The sequence below is a fragment of the Salinibaculum salinum genome (genome assembly GCF_037645885.1).
In the GTDB taxonomy this organism is placed as follows: domain Archaea; phylum Halobacteriota; class Halobacteria; order Halobacteriales; family Haloarculaceae; genus Salinibaculum; species Salinibaculum salinum.
Map to the genome: position 1 here is coordinate 223,729 of NZ_JBBENW010000002.1, position 15,408 is coordinate 239,136.

The 15,408-nt window shown below is 61.8% G+C and carries 15 protein-coding genes; 7 read left to right on the top strand and 8 right to left on the bottom strand.

Annotated features, from left to right (window positions below; all coding sequences use genetic code 11):
• Nucleotides 1-529 precede the first annotated feature (529 nt).
• Genes WDJ60_RS04020 through WDJ60_RS04030 form a run of 3 tightly spaced genes read left to right on the top strand, consistent with a single transcriptional unit; the run spans nt 530 to nt 2,293 of the window.
• Nucleotides 530-1,177, top strand: a complete 648-nt coding sequence (locus tag WDJ60_RS04020; protein ID WP_340098709.1) for an Era-like GTP-binding protein — start codon at nt 530-532, stop codon at nt 1,175-1,177.
• Nucleotides 1,178-1,181: 4 nt separating this feature from the next.
• Nucleotides 1,182-1,565: a DUF2073 domain-containing protein gene (locus tag WDJ60_RS04025; RefSeq protein ID WP_340098710.1), complete on the top strand. Its 384-nt coding sequence runs from the start codon at nt 1,182-1,184 to the stop codon at nt 1,563-1,565.
• A 2-nt stretch (nt 1,566-1,567) separates the two neighbouring features.
• The gene (locus WDJ60_RS04030; RefSeq protein ID WP_340098711.1) at nt 1,568-2,293 is read left to right on the top strand and encodes an OapC/ArvC family zinc-ribbon domain-containing protein; all 726 of its coding nucleotides are present in this window, start codon (nt 1,568-1,570) and stop codon (nt 2,291-2,293) included.
• A gap of 71 nt (nt 2,294-2,364) precedes the next feature.
• Here the strand turns inward: WDJ60_RS04030 and WDJ60_RS04035 are convergent, their stop codons facing one another.
• The 3 genes from WDJ60_RS04035 to WDJ60_RS04045 all read right to left on the bottom strand — a co-directional run bounded on the left by WDJ60_RS04035 (nt 2,365) and on the right by WDJ60_RS04045 (nt 4,260).
• Nucleotides 2,365-3,687: a divalent metal cation transporter gene (locus tag WDJ60_RS04035; protein WP_340098713.1), complete on the bottom strand. Its 1,323-nt coding sequence runs from the start codon at nt 3,685-3,687 to the stop codon at nt 2,365-2,367.
• Nucleotides 3,688-3,748: 61 nt separating this feature from the next.
• Nucleotides 3,749-4,018 carry a DUF7123 family protein gene (locus WDJ60_RS04040; RefSeq protein WP_340098714.1) on the bottom strand — a complete coding sequence of 90 codons (270 nt, stop codon included), beginning with the start codon at nt 4,016-4,018 and terminating at the stop codon, nt 3,749-3,751.
• Nucleotides 4,019-4,038: 20 nt separating this feature from the next.
• Entirely contained in the window at nt 4,039-4,260 is a 222-nt protein-coding gene (locus tag WDJ60_RS04045) for a DUF8028 family protein (RefSeq protein ID WP_340098715.1), read from the bottom strand.
• A 427-nt stretch (nt 4,261-4,687) separates the two neighbouring features.
• Here WDJ60_RS04045 and WDJ60_RS04050 point away from each other — a divergent pair, with 427 nt between their 5' ends.
• Nucleotides 4,688-5,308, top strand: a complete 621-nt coding sequence (locus WDJ60_RS04050; protein ID WP_340098716.1) for a twin-arginine translocation signal domain-containing protein — start codon at nt 4,688-4,690, stop codon at nt 5,306-5,308.
• Between the two features lie 229 nt (nt 5,309-5,537).
• On the opposite strand, the gene mdh is transcribed toward WDJ60_RS04050, so the two are convergent.
• On the bottom strand, nt 5,538-6,452 hold the full coding sequence (mdh, locus tag WDJ60_RS04055; protein ID WP_340098717.1) for a malate dehydrogenase: 915 nt from the start codon (nt 6,450-6,452) through the stop codon (nt 5,538-5,540).
• 122 nt (nt 6,453-6,574) lie between these two features.
• Between mdh and WDJ60_RS04060 the strand changes: the two genes are divergently transcribed.
• Nucleotides 6,575-7,315, top strand: coding sequence for an Sjogren's syndrome/scleroderma autoantigen 1 family protein (locus tag WDJ60_RS04060; protein ID WP_340098718.1), 741 nt, complete (start codon nt 6,575-6,577; stop codon nt 7,313-7,315).
• 323 nt (nt 7,316-7,638) lie between these two features.
• On the opposite strand, the gene WDJ60_RS04065 is transcribed toward WDJ60_RS04060, so the two are convergent.
• Nucleotides 7,639-10,134: a DEAD/DEAH box helicase gene (locus WDJ60_RS04065; RefSeq protein WP_340098719.1), complete on the bottom strand. Its 2,496-nt coding sequence runs from the start codon at nt 10,132-10,134 to the stop codon at nt 7,639-7,641.
• Nucleotides 10,135-10,239: 105 nt separating this feature from the next.
• On the opposite strand from WDJ60_RS04065, the gene WDJ60_RS04070 reads away from it, so the two are divergent.
• Together WDJ60_RS04070 and WDJ60_RS04075 are read left to right on the top strand one after the other, a co-directional pair.
• Nucleotides 10,240-10,722, top strand: coding sequence for a cation:proton antiporter regulatory subunit (locus WDJ60_RS04070; protein ID WP_340098720.1), 483 nt, complete (start codon nt 10,240-10,242; stop codon nt 10,720-10,722).
• A gap of 47 nt (nt 10,723-10,769) precedes the next feature.
• Nucleotides 10,770-12,017, top strand: a complete 1,248-nt coding sequence (locus tag WDJ60_RS04075; protein ID WP_340098721.1) for a cation:proton antiporter — start codon at nt 10,770-10,772, stop codon at nt 12,015-12,017.
• Here WDJ60_RS04075 and WDJ60_RS04080 read toward each other — a convergent pair.
• From WDJ60_RS04080 to WDJ60_RS04090, 3 genes are all read right to left on the bottom strand, one after another.
• Nucleotides 12,009-12,605: a dolichol kinase gene (locus WDJ60_RS04080; protein ID WP_340099047.1), complete on the bottom strand. Its 597-nt coding sequence runs from the start codon at nt 12,603-12,605 to the stop codon at nt 12,009-12,011. The genes WDJ60_RS04075 and WDJ60_RS04080 overlap by 9 nt on opposite strands.
• Before the next feature lie 64 nt (nt 12,606-12,669).
• Nucleotides 12,670-14,409 (bottom strand): glycine--tRNA ligase, encoded by a 1,740-nt coding sequence (glyS, locus tag WDJ60_RS04085; protein WP_340098722.1) that lies wholly within the window; start codon nt 14,407-14,409, stop codon nt 12,670-12,672.
• Nucleotides 14,406-15,254, bottom strand: coding sequence for a CBS domain-containing protein (locus WDJ60_RS04090; protein WP_340098723.1), 849 nt, complete (start codon nt 15,252-15,254; stop codon nt 14,406-14,408). The genes glyS and WDJ60_RS04090 overlap by 4 nt, the downstream gene beginning before the upstream one ends.
• Between the last annotated feature and the right edge of the window lie 154 nt (nt 15,255-15,408).

Genomic DNA, 15,408 nt, shown 5'->3' on the forward strand with positions numbered 1-15,408 from the left:
AAATAATATCCACTAGAGACATTAATTAACTAGAGTATCTAGTGAATGAATACCTAGGAATATCTCGTTCGGCCGTTGTCGTGCGGTTCTTTCTTCCCATCTCAGAAACACAATGCTCACTCCCTCGTCACGGGCCCCGGGGGTGTTCGGTTCCACCTGAAACGAAGGGGTGGGGGGCACCCTCCACAAATCGCAGTTCGTTCGGCAGGCTCCCTGTGACAGTTTCCTCGTCGACCTCTCTTCTCCGTCAGTGTTCTCTTGTTCTTCTTTTAGCCCTCTCTCGCACCCCTTCCCTCTCGCTTACCCCTCCGGTTCCACTGGAGCGACATTCTCAATGCCAGTATCGCGACCGCCATGTCCTGCGTTTTCTCGTCCTCCTTGAGTTTCGACACGAGAGAATCGCCTGTCTTTCCACGCACCACGACTTCTCCTGCAGATATCGGATTTATTATATATGTCTGACGTAGTCTTAAGTGAGTACGGCCGACTCTTTCGTGCAAGCCCCATCTCTGGGGCCGGGAGGATACGGATGGGACTGCTTACAAACCTCAAATCATCCATCGCACGGGCTGCATCGACGCTGTTCGCCGAAGAGGAGTCGAAGCGGATCGGTATCTACGGTCCGCCCAACGCTGGCAAAACGACACTCGCCAACCGCATCGCGCGTGACTGGACCGAACACGGCGACGCTGTCGGGCCAGAGAGTCACGTTCCACACGAAACACGGCGCGCACGCAGGAAGGAAAACGTCGAAATCGAGCGTGACGGCTCGACGGTCACGATCGACATCGTCGACACGCCGGGTGTCACGACGAAAGTCGATTACACCGAGTTCCTGGAACACGACATGGAGAAAGACGACGCTGTCCGCCGGTCTCGTGAGGCCACCGAGGGCGTCGCCGAAGCCATGCACTGGCTCCGGGAGGACGTCGACGGCGTCATCTACGTGCTGGACTCGTCGACTGACCCGTTCACGCAGGTCAATACGATGCTCATCGGCATCATCGAGAGTCAGGATCTCCCCGTACTGATTCTCGCGAACAAGATAGACAAGGAAGATTCGAGCGTCCAGCGCATCCGAAATGCGTTCCCACAGCACGAGACGATTCCGCTCTCGGCGCTCGAAGGTGACAACATGGACGAAGTGTACGACAAAATCGCGGAGTACTTCGGGTGATACAATGGCTGAAGTGAAAGACCCCGGCGACGGCGTTCAGATCGACCTTATCAGCGCCGAGCGTATGGACGGGCTCACCTCGATGGAGAAAATCCGCATGATTCTGGACGGCGTCCGCGACGGCAACATCGTCATCTTAGAAGAGGGGCTCTCGCCCGACGAAGAGTCACGCCTCATCGAAGTGACGATGACCGAAATCAGTCCGGACGAGTTCAACGGCATCGAAATAGAGACACACCCGCGCTCGGAAACCGCCGACGCGAGTTTTCTCGACCGGCTGATGGGCAAGGAGTCGACGAAGAAGCTCACGGTCATCGGTCCGGCGAACCAGATCGAGACACTCCACAAGGACGAAACGCTCATACAGACGCTCGTCTCTCGCAAGTAAGGATGCCACACCAGTGTACAGACTGTGGCCGTACGTTCGACGACGGCTCCCAGGAGATGCTCTCGGGCTGTCCCGACTGCGGCGGCAACAAGTTTCAGTACCAGCCGCCGGGGGCTGACCAGAGCGCGACGCCGTCCGAGGAACCGCCGGAACCCCCGGAGCCACCGGTCGACAGCTCTGTCGCGCGCACCGTCGGCAACGCTGCCACCGCAGTCCGTGACTTCGTCGGATCCAGCCCGTCACCACCGGACTCGGCCGGCGAACCGTCGACCGAGGAGCCATCGACCGAGAACTCCCCTCCACTTGAAGACCCTTCGTCTGCCGAACCTGGCACACCGGCCGAACCTGTCGCCGCCGAGACTGCAGACGCTACCTCGTCGGAGGACACCGCGCAGGCGAGCGCACGGAGCGACATCGTCTCGAAAGACGAACTCCCGCCTGCACCCGAAACGGCGACGACGACGGAGCGACCGACGCCGGTTATCGACGACGACAGCGACGGAACGACTGCAGCCGCCGAGGCTGCCACGTCGGACGACCGCGATCGGCCGGACCTCTCGGAACTGCGCGACGAACTCAACGACCAGTTCGAGTCTATCAAAGTGCTTGACCCCGGCAAGTACGAACTCAACCTGATGGAACTGTACGACCGCGAGGAGTACATCATCGCACTCCAGGAAGACGGCAAGTACACGATTCAGGTGCCCGAGCGCTGGGAAGATAGCTGACTCTTTTCGACTGCACAGTCGCCACAGTCTTTTCTGTTCTGACAGTCCGTCGATAGCATGAATAACTGCAGTCAGCCGACCAGTTCTTCGCGACCGTATTTCCCCAGCAGGATGACGGTTGCGAAGCCGAGGATACCGGCGAATGCCAGGACAAATCCGGAGAGAGCAGTCAATCCGCCGGCAACGAGTTCACGGACGAAGTTGGCTGCGAGCGCCCCCGAAACGAACAGGAGAGCGAGTCCACCGACGTTCGCCAGGGTCGAATTTGACTTTGGAACTGCCTCGGAGTTCAGGAGATACAGCACGACAGCGATAGCAAACGGCGTCCCGACCGTCCCGAGTGCCAGGACGAGGACGAGCTGGCCGATGACCTCACCGCCGATGAAGGCACCAGGAGCGGACAGGAGTGCAACGGCGGTGAGCAACCCGCGGTAGCGAGTATCGTCGACAGTCGTGTCCCAGCCGAGTTTGTCTGCAAGCAGATACGGCGGGACGATGGTGTTCCCACCGAGCGTCGAGACGGCGGCACCACCCAGTCCAAGCAGGAAGAGCCACTTGGCACTCTCACCGACGAGCGGACCGAGCGCCTGTGCCGCACCCACAGTCGTCAGATTGGGGTCGGACAGGACGCTGGCGGCGACGAGAAAGATTGCGACGCTGTAAATCCCGAAGGCGACGAACATGGACGCACCGACGTCGAACGTCGCGAGCCCGTACTCTCGCTGGGTCCAACCACGGGCACGCATGGTGTAAGAGTGCATCGTAATCAGCGTGATGTGTACCGCGCCGCCGAGGATGCCGGCAGCCACGAGGGCGCTTCCGGTGGGTACTGATAGTGTGAGACCGTCGACAACGTTGCCGGCGTCGACCGAGACGACGAAGAGCGATGCGACGAACGTGAGGACGACTGCAGTGACGAGTGCCTTTGCTGCGAGTTCGAGGAAGCGATAGCCCCGTCCAGCCAGTCCCAGCGCGAGCACGACAGCCCAGATAACGCCCCAGATTCGCGCATCGAGACCCGTTATCGTCGCAGAGACGGAGGCAACCGTGTTCATAATCACGAGCTGTGCAACGCCGGCAGCGATTACCACGTCGAGGACGAGAATCCAGGCCCACCATTCTCCGAGGTGTTCCTGGACGACACTGACGATTCCCTGCTCAGTGAGAAGCCCGAGTCGCATGGCGAGATACTGTGCGAGTGTGCCGGCGACAGCGGAGAGAATTACGACCCACAACAGGGTGTAGCCGAAAAGCGCCCCCGCGGTGATCAGACTGGCCATGGTCGCCGGCCCGGCGGCGATAGCACCTGCGATCCACGATGGCCCCATCTCGCTCAGATACTTCCGGACAGTCCCGCTGTTGACGGCAGTTACGTCGGTCGCTGTTTCTCCCATATGCCGGTAATACTACCTATGAATAAAAGCGTGTGGGATGACTGTGCGACGCGAGCTGAACCTATTTCGGGGGAGTCAGCTGGTCAGTAGAGACGTACCACGTCGTCCCGTTCGTGTAACTCCAGGCTTCGACTGACAGCTCCGTCGCGCCCGATTCGAGTCGTTTCATGAACGAGCCTATTTCCTTCGAGGAGAGCGCTATCTCCGCTGCAATCACGCGACTCTTGATGTAGATATCTCCCTCTTCGCGAACGCGAGTGCGGAGATACTCGACGAGCGGGCGGGCTTTCTCGGGCAGTTCTGTCCGTTGTGGGGTAGTCTGAGCACACATTGTCTTGTGATGAAGTGGACTTACGGCGAGTAGTCGTGACCGACGAGCAGGCAAACGACGTTGACAGCGACGAGTGCGACGAAGACGAGCAACTCGGTGTCGTCGACGGGACTGGACAGCAGGGGGAGGTACGCCAGCGGGAGGACGACGGCCGTCCAGAAGGCAACGCGCCGGAGCACGCCGACGAGGCGCTGCCCCGGCAGTTCTGGACAGGGCGGGAGGGGGACCGGTCGGTGATTCATGCCTGTTCGACACGTCGAACCCCGACATAAAGTGTCTCGTGGAGACTCAAACAGCTGTTTGACCAGTCGCTGTCCGGGAGTAAAAATAGCGGATTCGTTGAAATATTTGTAAGTAATACGTTCGTCGAAAAATGTCGCTCAATAGGTGACCTTCTGAAATCGGATCTACTCAGTTTTGATAGGGACGGGGACTAGACAGAGAGGATATCGTCCGTGGTTTTTGTTATACTCTTTGAGGAGTCTAACTACCCATTAGCCTTCTCTCGCTACCTGTTTTGAATAAGTCAAAATCCAAATTGGAGCTTCTCTCGACACTAGCTCAGCCATTTGGCAACAACAGTTATGTGTTATCGTATTGAACTTTCGATTCCTCATGGGGGCAGACAGGTCTGCAGAAGACACTGTTACTCATGGGGGGAGGTAACCTATGAGAGAAGTAAGTAATAACAAGGGATACGGTCGCCGTGACGTACTCAAATACACCGCTGCAGGTGTGTTAGTCGCTGGAATCGGGAGTACACCCACTGCTGCACAGGGGCGAGGCAACTCTGTGACCTTGACGACCAGTGACGACCCGTCGTGGATTACTGCCGAAGTAACTCCCAAACAGCGAACCGTCGTCAGCATCGAACTGGACGAAAGCGTCTATGGGCGATGGCCCTCTAATCCCACATCCTACGCGATGGAAGCCAATATCGGCATCGTTGACCCTGAGACTGGCGTCTCAGACGACTTCCGAATCGGGTACGCTGGTGCAGATACGGGTCAACGTGATGGGACAGCGGGTGGATACATACGTCGGAATGTGGACGGCACCCGCACCGACTACCTCGAAGAGGACGTGCAGGGGCTGTTCAAAGCGACTGAATCATCCGACCAACAGTCCTACGAGTTTGTCATCAACTGGAATACTCCCCTTCCCGAAGCACCGGAAGACAAGATTGAGACCATCCAAGTGAACGAAGTGTTCGGGAGTGACGGTGGCGAAGGTGTTCAGACCGAGGATGTCGACCCGATCGCCGAGTCTTCGGACGAACTAGACCTCTAATTAACGCCCGTAATTTTATTTTTTGTCGGCGATCAATTCAAAAGGGTTTCTGCATGAGACAGTTTTTCGACCAATGTGGATATTGGAGGCAGTCGTACAGACTGCTCGTATTTTTTAACTACTAGAGTATTGATGAATGAGCATCCTGTATTCAGTACGGCCGCTGAGTGTTGTCACTGATTGAGGGTTTCAACAAGGCGAAAAAATCCAGAGTTAGCGAGACGCCAGCTTAGCTAATCTTCTCGTACTGCTCGGCGAGTTTGTCGGCGGCTTCCTGCATCTGCTCTTGTTCGAACTCGTCGATATCCCACTCGACGATTTCCTCGACGCCGTTCGCGCCGAGCTTGACCGGAACGCCGAAAGCAACGTCGTCGTGGCCGTACTCGCCGTTGAGTTTGACCGAGCCGGGGAGCACTTCGCCGGTGTCGTTGAGGACGGCGTTGACCATGTGGGCGACACCCTGTGCGGGCCCCCACTCGGTCGCGCCCTTGCGCTCGATGACGTTCATCGCGGACTGCTGGAGGTCTTCGAGAATCTCCTCTTTCTCGTTGTCGTCGAACTCGAGGTCCTTGCCGTCGACGCGGAGCTTCGAGAAGACCGGGACTTGCGCGTCGCCGTGTTCGCCGAGGATGGTGGCGTCGACGTTCTGGACGGGCACGTCGAAGCGCTCGGAGAGGACGTAGCGGAAGCGTGCGGAGTCGAGTCGCCCGCCGAAGCCGATGACCTGCTCGCGCGAGCGGTCGCCGGCCTCGTAGAGGTGACGGTTAAGAAGGTCGACAGGATTCGACGTGGTAATCGAGACGTAGTCGTCGTTGTGCTCGTCGAGCGACGACTGGATGTCCTCCATGATGGGTGCGTTGTCACCGGCGAGGTCGATGCGGGTCTGGCCCGGCTGGCGCGGGATGCCGGCCGTGATGACGACGACGTCCGAGCCGGCGGTCTCCTCGTAGGTGCCCTGTCGGACGCGGGTGTTCGAATCGTACGCGATACCGTGGTTGGCATCGGCAGCCTGGCCGACGGTGACGTCTTCCTGGTCGGGAATGTCGACGAAGACGAGTTCATCGACGACGTCCTGCAGTGCGATGCTGTAGCCAGCGGCCGCGCCGACGGTGCCCGCCGCACCGATGATGCTTACTTTTGCCATATCACATGGGAATCCCGACGGACGTACGTTAAGATTGTCGGAACTGGTACGCCACCGCGCACAAACAAGCCAGTCAGGAAGACCCACAACTCCTATTCGCTCGGACCGTTTTCTTTCCGTGTATGAGCGACTTCGACAAGGAAGCCGAGCGCGAGCGGCTCCGGGAGAAGTACGAGCAGGAGCAAAAAGAGCGCGAAGCGACCGAGAAGATGAGCGAACTCCTCCTCCAGGGGGCGACGATGACCAACGCCCACTGTTCGGACTGCGGTGACCCCATCTTCCGCTACGACGGCCAGGAGTTCTGTGCCTCCTGTGAGAAGGCTGTTGACCGAGATACCGGCGAAGGCGGTGAGAGTGAGGACGGCGAGGAGTCCGAGAGCGACCAGCAGGGCGGGGAGAACATCGAAGTTGCGACCCCCGACGACGCACGCGTCGCCTTCGGCGGCGAGAACGCACAGGACGACCCGGCGGCTGCCGACGACCAGCAATCATCTCAGCAATCGTCGTCCCAGGCGAGTCAGCCGATCGACCCGACGCAGTCTCAGCAATCCGGAAACGAGCAGGAACAACCTCGCCAGCGGTCGGCTGAACAGGAACAGCCCAGTCAGCAGTCTCCCCAACAGCGCCGGCCCGACGCGTCAGTCACCTCCCAGCAGCCGTCCCGACAACCGGAGCGCACGCGCGAAGTCCCCAGCGTCGAACCCGGCGGGACCAGCGACGTTTCGGCTGCGCGCGCGTCGCTCGTCCGGACGTTGACCCGGTTTAGCGAACAGGCCGAAGCGACCGACGACCCACAGCGAGCTCGTGAATATCTCGCGGCCGCACGCGAAGCCGCGGAGACGCTGGCGGCGCTCCGGCAGTAACTGCCACCCCGATTTCAGCTCCATTCGAATCGAGTCTCGCGGATCTTTTTCTATCAGGGGGAAGCACCCTCCCGCATGCGTCGTGCATTGATTCTCGGACTCGTCGTCCCGCTGTTTTTGCGGCGGTGTTGTGGCCACGACAGGCTCGCCACCCACGGGATTGACCTGCGGTGTGCGCGATGATCGCATATCCGCCGGGGTCGCATACCCGCGACAGTATTTCAGCTACAGCTCCCGTTTCTTCGACCGGCGGACCGAGTCCGCCAGTGGCGCTCCCTTCCCCCTGTCCCCGCTTTTTATTCACTCTCAGCACTCGCGCCGGCTCATCCCTGGTAGGAACTCCCGGTCACTTCCCGAATGCGTTCGGCGGTGACTGCTCCCACACCGTCGGCCTCCGTGAGATCGTCCTCGTCAGCGGTCATCACCGCTTCGACGCTTCCGAACGCTTCGAGCAGCGACCGAGCGGTCACCGGCCCGACCTCCGCAATCGAGGCGACGACGTACTCCTGTTGTTCGGTCAGCGTCTTCGACTGTTTTTCGCCGTGGACGCTCACCTCGCGGTCGTCCTCCTCCTGTTCGCGCTCGGCGATGACTTCCAGGAGGTCCGCCGTCTCGGACTGGTCGCTGGTGCGCAGGATGCTGGCACCGAAATCCACCGCGAGTGAGGCCAACGCGCCGTGGATGGCTTTTGGGTGGACGTTCCGCTGGCCGTAGAGGTCCTCGCCTTCGATGACGACCACCGGCCGAGCGTAGTGCCGGGCGTCGTCGCCCACCTGCTCGAACAGCGAGCGGTCACCGCCGGTCAACGTGTCCAGAAAGTCCGCGACGGTCTTGCGCTCGACGACCACCCGGTCCGAGAGCACGTAGTCGCCCACCTCGAGCGTCTCCAGTCGCGTCTCGATCCCCTCGCGTTTCGAGAGGTCGCGTGCGATGGTCGAGTCGAGTTCCCGCTGGTCGACGACCAGTTCCACGCCGTCGTCGGTCCCCGCCTCGGCGACGACGCCGTCTTCTTCGCTGTCGCTGTTCGGGCCATTGGGACTGTCGTCGATGTCGCCGTCGTCGACTGTTTCGGCATCACCGCCAGCGAACGCGTCGAGTCCGGCCTGTCCGTCGCCGTTACCCTGGTCCGCATCGCTGGCGGATTCGTCCTTGCCGTCAGCCGTGGGCGCAGAACCACCATCGCCGGCAGTGTCCGACGCCCCTGTTCCGTCGTCGCTCGCTGATTCCTCGTCGTCGTAGGCGTCGAGTCCCGGCTGGTCGTGGAGTTCGCCCTCGATTTCGCCGGCCACGTCTTTCAGACCGCGCAACTGATTTTCCATCCGCTTTTCGTCCCGGCGGGCTTTCCAGAAGTACGCCTCGTCGCGGGTGTCCTCGGCCAGCAACACTGTCACCGCACCCTCGGTCTGGCGACCGGTTCGTCCCTTCCGCTGGATCGAGCGGATGGCGGTCGGCACCGGTTCGTAGAACAGCACCAAATCCACCTCAGGCACGTCCAGTCCTTCCTCGGCGACGCTGGTCGAGACCAGCACTTCGAACTCGCCAGCTCGAAATTGGTCCAGCGTCTCCTGTTGCTGGGTCTGGGTCATCCCCTCGCTGCCCTCCGTGTCCGACTGGCCGACGAACTTCTCGGTCGTGAAATGCCCGCCCAGGAAGTCAACCAGCGTCTCGGCGGTGTCCCGCGACTCGGTGAAGACGATGACCCGCTCGCCGTCGTTGATGCCGAGCGTTTCGGCGATGAGCATCCGCGTCCGGCGAAACTTCGGGTGCAAATCGTCGTATTTCTCGGCCTTCCGCACGGCCTCGCGGACTCTCGGCTCCGACACCATCCGCTGGTCGGCTTTCGACGCCCCCGAGGAGCGGGCCGCTTCCTTCTGGCGTTCCATATACCGGCGGAACGACTCGACGCTCTGTGTTTCGACGTACGTGACCGCCGTCCGGAGCTTCCGGACCTCGGCGAGCATGCTCATCCCCTCGTACCCCTCCGACTGGTCGTTGTTCATCAGATCCCGGAGCTGGCCCTGTATCTTCTGAATCTCCCGCTCGGATACGTCGGGGCTGGTCTTGTTCGTCACGCCGAGTTTTTTCAGTTGGGTGAGGCGCTCCCGAATCACCTCGTTGATGCCGTCCCGGATGTCCTCGACGGTCTCCGGGAGCTCCACGCGCTCCCAGTCGACGGTCGTCTCGTGGGTGTGCTCGGCCACGTCGGCGTCGGCCTCGGTCATCACCTCCACCTCGTGGATGCCGAGGTTCTCACAGACCTGGAGGATGGCCTCCTCGTCGTCGCCGGGGGAGGCGCTCATCCCCGTCACGAGCGGCTCTTCGGCGTCTTCGTGGTAGCGCTCTGCGATGTAGTTGTAGGCGTAGTCACCGGTCGCGCGGTGACACTCGTCGAACGTACAGTGCGTGACTCGCGCCAGCGAGATGCGGTTGCCGACGAGGTCGTTTTCGACGACCTGCGGCGTGGCGATGACGACCCGGGCTTCGTCCCAGAGGTCCGCGCGTTTGGCGGGGCGGACCTCGCCGGTGAAGACGACGATTTCGTCGTTCGGCACCTCGTCGAGTGCCTCCCGGTAGAAGTCGGCATGCTGGGAGACGAGCGGTTTGGTCGGGGCGAGCAACAGTGATTTGCCGCCCACGTCGTGGAGTCGCTGGGCGGTGACGAGGAGGCTGACGGTGGTCTTGCCGAGGCCAGTGGGCAGACAGACGAGCGTGTGGTCGCCCAGGGCAGCCTCGGCAAGCTGGAACTGGTACTCCCGGCGTTCCAGCAGTCCCTCGGTGAGGAAGGGCCAGTCGATAGCGTCGGCCTCTGTCGTCGCCATTTGCCTCTCTTTGCTCGTGATTAGGGTTAAGGGTTCGCGTGCCGGAGTGAAAGTGAACGCGGCGTCGGCCGACGTTTTATATGCTGGGTCACAAACACCGACAGTATGGACGTAACCGAGACGGATTTACCCGGGGTCGGCAAGCGATTCGAGGTCGCTCTCGGGGGTGACGAGGCCGCAATCGTGTTGATTCACAACAACGGCCGCCGGGAGCTGTTCCACCGGTCGGAACCCGGTGCTGATGCCGAAAAACTGCTCGAACTCAGCGACCGGGAGGCCCGGACCATCGGGTCGTTGCTCGAAGGCGCTCACTTTCAGCCGGTCGCGACCGACACCACCGAGACGACAATCGGCGAGGACGGCGTCATGCTCGAGTGGTACACGCTCGACGAGGACGCTGCACTCGTCGGGATGTCCATCGGGACTGTCGACGTCCGACAGCGGACCGGCGCGACGGTGGCCGCAATCGAGCGCGAGGGCGAAGTCATCCAGAGTCCCGGTCCGGACTTCGTCTTCGAGGACGAGGACCAGCTCATCGTCGTCGGTTCGCGCGCGAACCACGAGGCGTTTGTCGAGGAGTTGCTGTAGCCGGAATGCCCGGTACTCTCTACTATCGAGAACGGTGGTGGTAGCCGATGGCCGCCGAACTGCTCGAACTCGGTGTGCTGTTCGCGGCTGTCGCCGCCGTCGGTGGTCTTGCCAGATATCTCAACCAGTCGGTCATCCCCTTCTACATCTTGATCGGGATGGTACTCGGTCCGTTCGTCGCTGGCTCGCTCACCGAACGGTATCTCGGGCGCGAACTCGCCGTCGGGATGTCAGCCGGAGCCGACCACTTCATCGAACTCGGTGCGGAACTGGGTATCGTCTTCCTCCTCTTCTTTCTGGGGCTGGAGTTCAACCTCGACCGACTCCTCGCCAACAAGTCACTCATCGGCAGAGCCGGGACCGTCGACCTGGTCGTCAACTTCGGCGCTGGGTTCCTGCTCGGCTTCCTGCTGTTTGGTTCTCCGATTCCGGCCTTCGTCTTCGCTGGCATGGTGTACATCTCCTCGTCGGCTATCATCACGAAGTCGCTCATCGACCTCGGGTGGATTGCTAACGACGAGAGCGGACCGATGCTCGGGACGCTGGTCTACGAGGACCTCTTCATCGCCGTCTACCTCGCCATCTTGCTGGCGCTGGTCGGCGGCGGCGGGGACATCTCTTCGGCGCTGACCTCCGTCGGTATTGCGCTCGGATTCATCGCCGTGTTGCTGGTGCTGGTGTCGTTCGGAACTGGCTGGTTCGAGCGCCTCCTCGACACCGACACGAACGAGTTCATCATCCTCCGGGCGACGGGGGTCACGGTCCTGGTTGCCGGCACGGCACTCGCGCTCGGCGTCAGCGAAGCGGTCGCGGCCTTCTTCGTCGGGATGGCCTTCAGCAGCACCGAGTACGTCCACGAAATTGAGAGACTGCTCGAAGCCGCCCGGGACATCTTCGCGGCGGTTTTCTTCTTCTGGATCGGACTCGTGACCGACCCCGCGCTGTTCGCCGGCGTCGTTGGGCTGGTTGCTGCCGCTGTCGTCGTCACGACACCGACGAAGTTCCTCAGCGGGTTCTGGTCGGGGAAAATATACGGCCTCGACGACCGCCGGTCGACCCGGGTCGGACTCGGGATGATCACTCGCGGCGAGTTCACGCTGATTATCGCCTCGACCGCACTCGCGGCCACCGCACCCGACGTTGCGGGACCGCTCGCCGCAGAGACCGCTCGACAACTCAACGCCTTCGCGGTCGGGTACGTCCTCGTGATGAGCATCCTCGGGACGATGTTCATGCAGTACTCCGACGTGGTCGAACGTCGGGTCGTCGCCTGGCGCAGCGACGCCTCAGAATAGGGTGAGAACTTCGACACCGACCGCCATCGCGACGGCGGCTGCCGGCGGGATGGTGAGATTGTCGTCGATGACGTAGGTGGCGACGACTGGTTTGACGCCGTCGGCCAGCGTCGCCGCGAGGCCACCCAGTACTGCTGCAAACAGCGGGACGAAGGGGACGGCGAGCAGCGTACAGACGACGAACATCACCAGGAGGACGAACGTCTGTTTGGTCTTTTTGAGCTCGCCCGACCCCAGAACGCCACTGATGGGGTCCCCGATAGTCAGCATGAGAATCGCGGGGACCGCGATTTCGGGTCGAACCCCCAGTGCGGACTCGAAGGAAAAAGCGAGTGCAACGCCGGCGCTGGAAATGAAGTAGAGGGCGTAGCCCGCGAGGTTGTCCTGTTCGTACTCGCGGGTGAGGTGGTCGTAGATGACCCACTCCAGCCCGACGTACAGCCGAATCGCCTCTAAGACGAGCGCGACGACTGCACCCAACGTAAAGAGGAGTGCGACTTGGTACCACGTCGCGAGGTCGAGCAGGTAGAGCAGCGGCAGCGCGGTGCCGCTGGCGTGGACGAGCCGGCGGGCGATCTCGTCGCGCAACACCGTCTGGCGGACGGCGGTGAGAGGGTCCTTGTCTGAGGTCGTGTCAGCCATCGGCGTGGCGTCAGAGCTCGTCGAAGGTCAGGTCGCCGTCGCGGAGCGCGGTCAGCGTCTCCGCGAGGTCGTCGACGGCAACCCGCTGCTGGGCAGTCGTATCGCGCTCACGTACCGTCACTGTCCCGTCTTCCTGCGTCTCGTAGTCGATTGTCACGCAAAACGGCGTCCCGACCTCGTCCTGTCGACGGTAGCGTCGGCCGATGGCCCCGGAGTCGTCGTACGTCACTTCCAGCCCGGCCGCACGGAGGTCGCTCGCCACCTCGCGGGCACGCTCGCCGAGGCCGTCCTTGTCCATCAGCGGGAAGACGCCGACGGTGGTCGGGGCGACTTCCGGCGGCAAGGAGAGATACGAGCGCTCCTCGCCGTCGACCTCGTCGGTCGTGTGCGCGTGTGCGAGAACCGTATAGACCAGCCGACCCACGCCGAAGGAGGGTTCGACGACGTGTGGCCGAATGTGCTCGCCGGATTCGGTGACCTCCTCGACGCTGTATCCTGTCGCCTCGATGTCGACGGTGTACTCCTCGCCGTCGACCTCGACTGTCACCGCATCGCTGTCGAACGCATCGGGATTGCGCTCGACGAGCGATTCGAGTTCGGATCCGATAGCACCGGCAGCGCCGCCGAACTCCGGCCCGAGGACGCTCATGTCTGGGTCGACCGTCGGTCGCTCGACGGTGACCGGTTCGTCGTACTGCTTGAAGACGGTGTAGTCCTCGCCGGAGTGTTCGGCGTGTTTCTTGAGGTCGTAGTCCCCACGGTAGGCAAAGCCGGTAATCTCGACCCAGTCCCCGCCGAGTTCCGATTCGGCGTCCCAGCAGTCGGCGGCGTAGTGGGCGAGTTCGCCCGAGAGGTGCTGGCGGTACCGGAACCGGTCCATGTCGACGCCGATGCGCTCGTACCACGCCTTCGAGAGGCCGAGGTAGAATGCGACCCACTCGTCGCCGATGATACCCTCGTCGACGGCCTCTCGGATGGTGAGTTCCTGGACGTCGCCGTCTTCGCTCTCCTGCTGTTTGGCCGAGTAGAGCGGCACCGTTACGTCTTCGACCCGCTCCAGTGGGGGCTCGTCCGTCTCGGGGTCGATGAAGTGCTCTAGCTCTGCCTGTGTGAACTCCCGGACGCGGATGAGGCTCTTCCGGGGACTGATCTCGTTGCGATAGGCTTTCCCGATCTGGGCGACCCCGAACGGGAGCTGGTTGCGGGCGTACTCGGCCAGCTGTGGGAACTCGACGAAGATGCCCTGTGCCGTCTCGGGGCGGAGATAGCCGGGCGAGGAGCTGCCGGGCCCGATGTTCGTCTCGAACATGAGGTTGAAATCGTCGACGGGTTCGCCGGCGAGTCCGGTCCCACAGGACGGGCAGACGAGGTCGTGCTCTGCGATGAGTTCTGCGATTTCCTCGGTGGAAACCGATTCGGCCTCCTCGATGTCGGTGTTGTCCTCGACGAGGTGGTCCGCGCGGTGGCTCTCGCCGCACTCGGGACACTCGATAATCATGTCGTCGAACCCGTCGAGGTGGCCCGATGCTTCGAAGACGGCCTCCGGCATCACGTCCGGCGCGGAGATCTCCATGTGGCCCTCGCGGGTGACGTAGCGGTCGCGCCAGGCGTCTTCGACGTTGTCCTTGAGAGCGGCTCCCTGTGGCCCGTAGGTGTAGAAGCCGCTGACGCCGCCGTAGGCACCGGCACTCTGGAGGAAGAAGCCCCGGCGCTTCGCCAGTTCGGTGAGGCGTTCGCCCTCGTCGCTCATACTGCCTCCAGGAGGTCCATGTCCTGGACGATGCCCACGAGCTGGTCGCCGGTGACCATCGGAATCTGTTCGATGTCGTGTTCTATCATCACCTGGGCGGCGTCCTGGGCGGTCCGGCTCGTACTGACAGTCAGGAGACTGCTGGTCATGAACGCGCTGACCGGCTCGGCGGGAATCTCGACGTTTCGCGTGGGCATGTAGCTGTTCCCGACGGCTTTGACGCTCTCCCACTTCCAGTCGTCGTCGTCGTCGGCGATCGATTCGCCGGTGTCGGCCTCGCCTTCGACGACGCGGGCCTCTTCGAGGATGTCCACTTCGGTGAGCATCCCGGTCATATCGCCGTCCTCGTCGAGGACGACCGCGTAGGGGACCCGCGCGTAGTAGAGTTCTTGCTCGGCGACCGGCAGCGGCGTTCCCTCGTATGTCGTGTTGATGTCACGGTGTGCCAGCCCCTCGACGGTTGTCTCGCCGTCGAGGTCACCGCTGGCGATGGCGTGAACGAGGTCAGTAACTGTGACAATTCCCTCAAGGGTATCACCGTCGACGACCGGGATACGTCGGGCGTGTTCGGTCCGCATCAGCTCGGCGACCGCCGCGAGGGAGGTGTCGCTCGTGGTGGTGGGGACGTCTTCGGACAGCAGGGCGAGCTGGTCCTCGTCGGGGTGTTCGATGAGGGCGTCCCGGGAGACGATACCTCGGTAGATCTCCCCGTCCTCAGTCTCCTTGATAACTGGAACGGACGAGAACGAGCGGTCCTGCAGATATTCGAGGACATCGTCACGCGTTCCTGGGATTTCGACCGTGACGACATCCTCGCGGGGCGTCATAACGTCTGCGACGTTCATACTGCCCCGTACTCCTCGCCCCATCCACTAAGTCCTTACACTTTGCCCGGCTGCGTAGCCGACGTCACGGTTGGTAATTCCTGTCTGATGACACGTGTCCGACGTCCGTCATGCACTGTCTCGGCTCATTCGTGCGATTAGTGCCGATGCATTC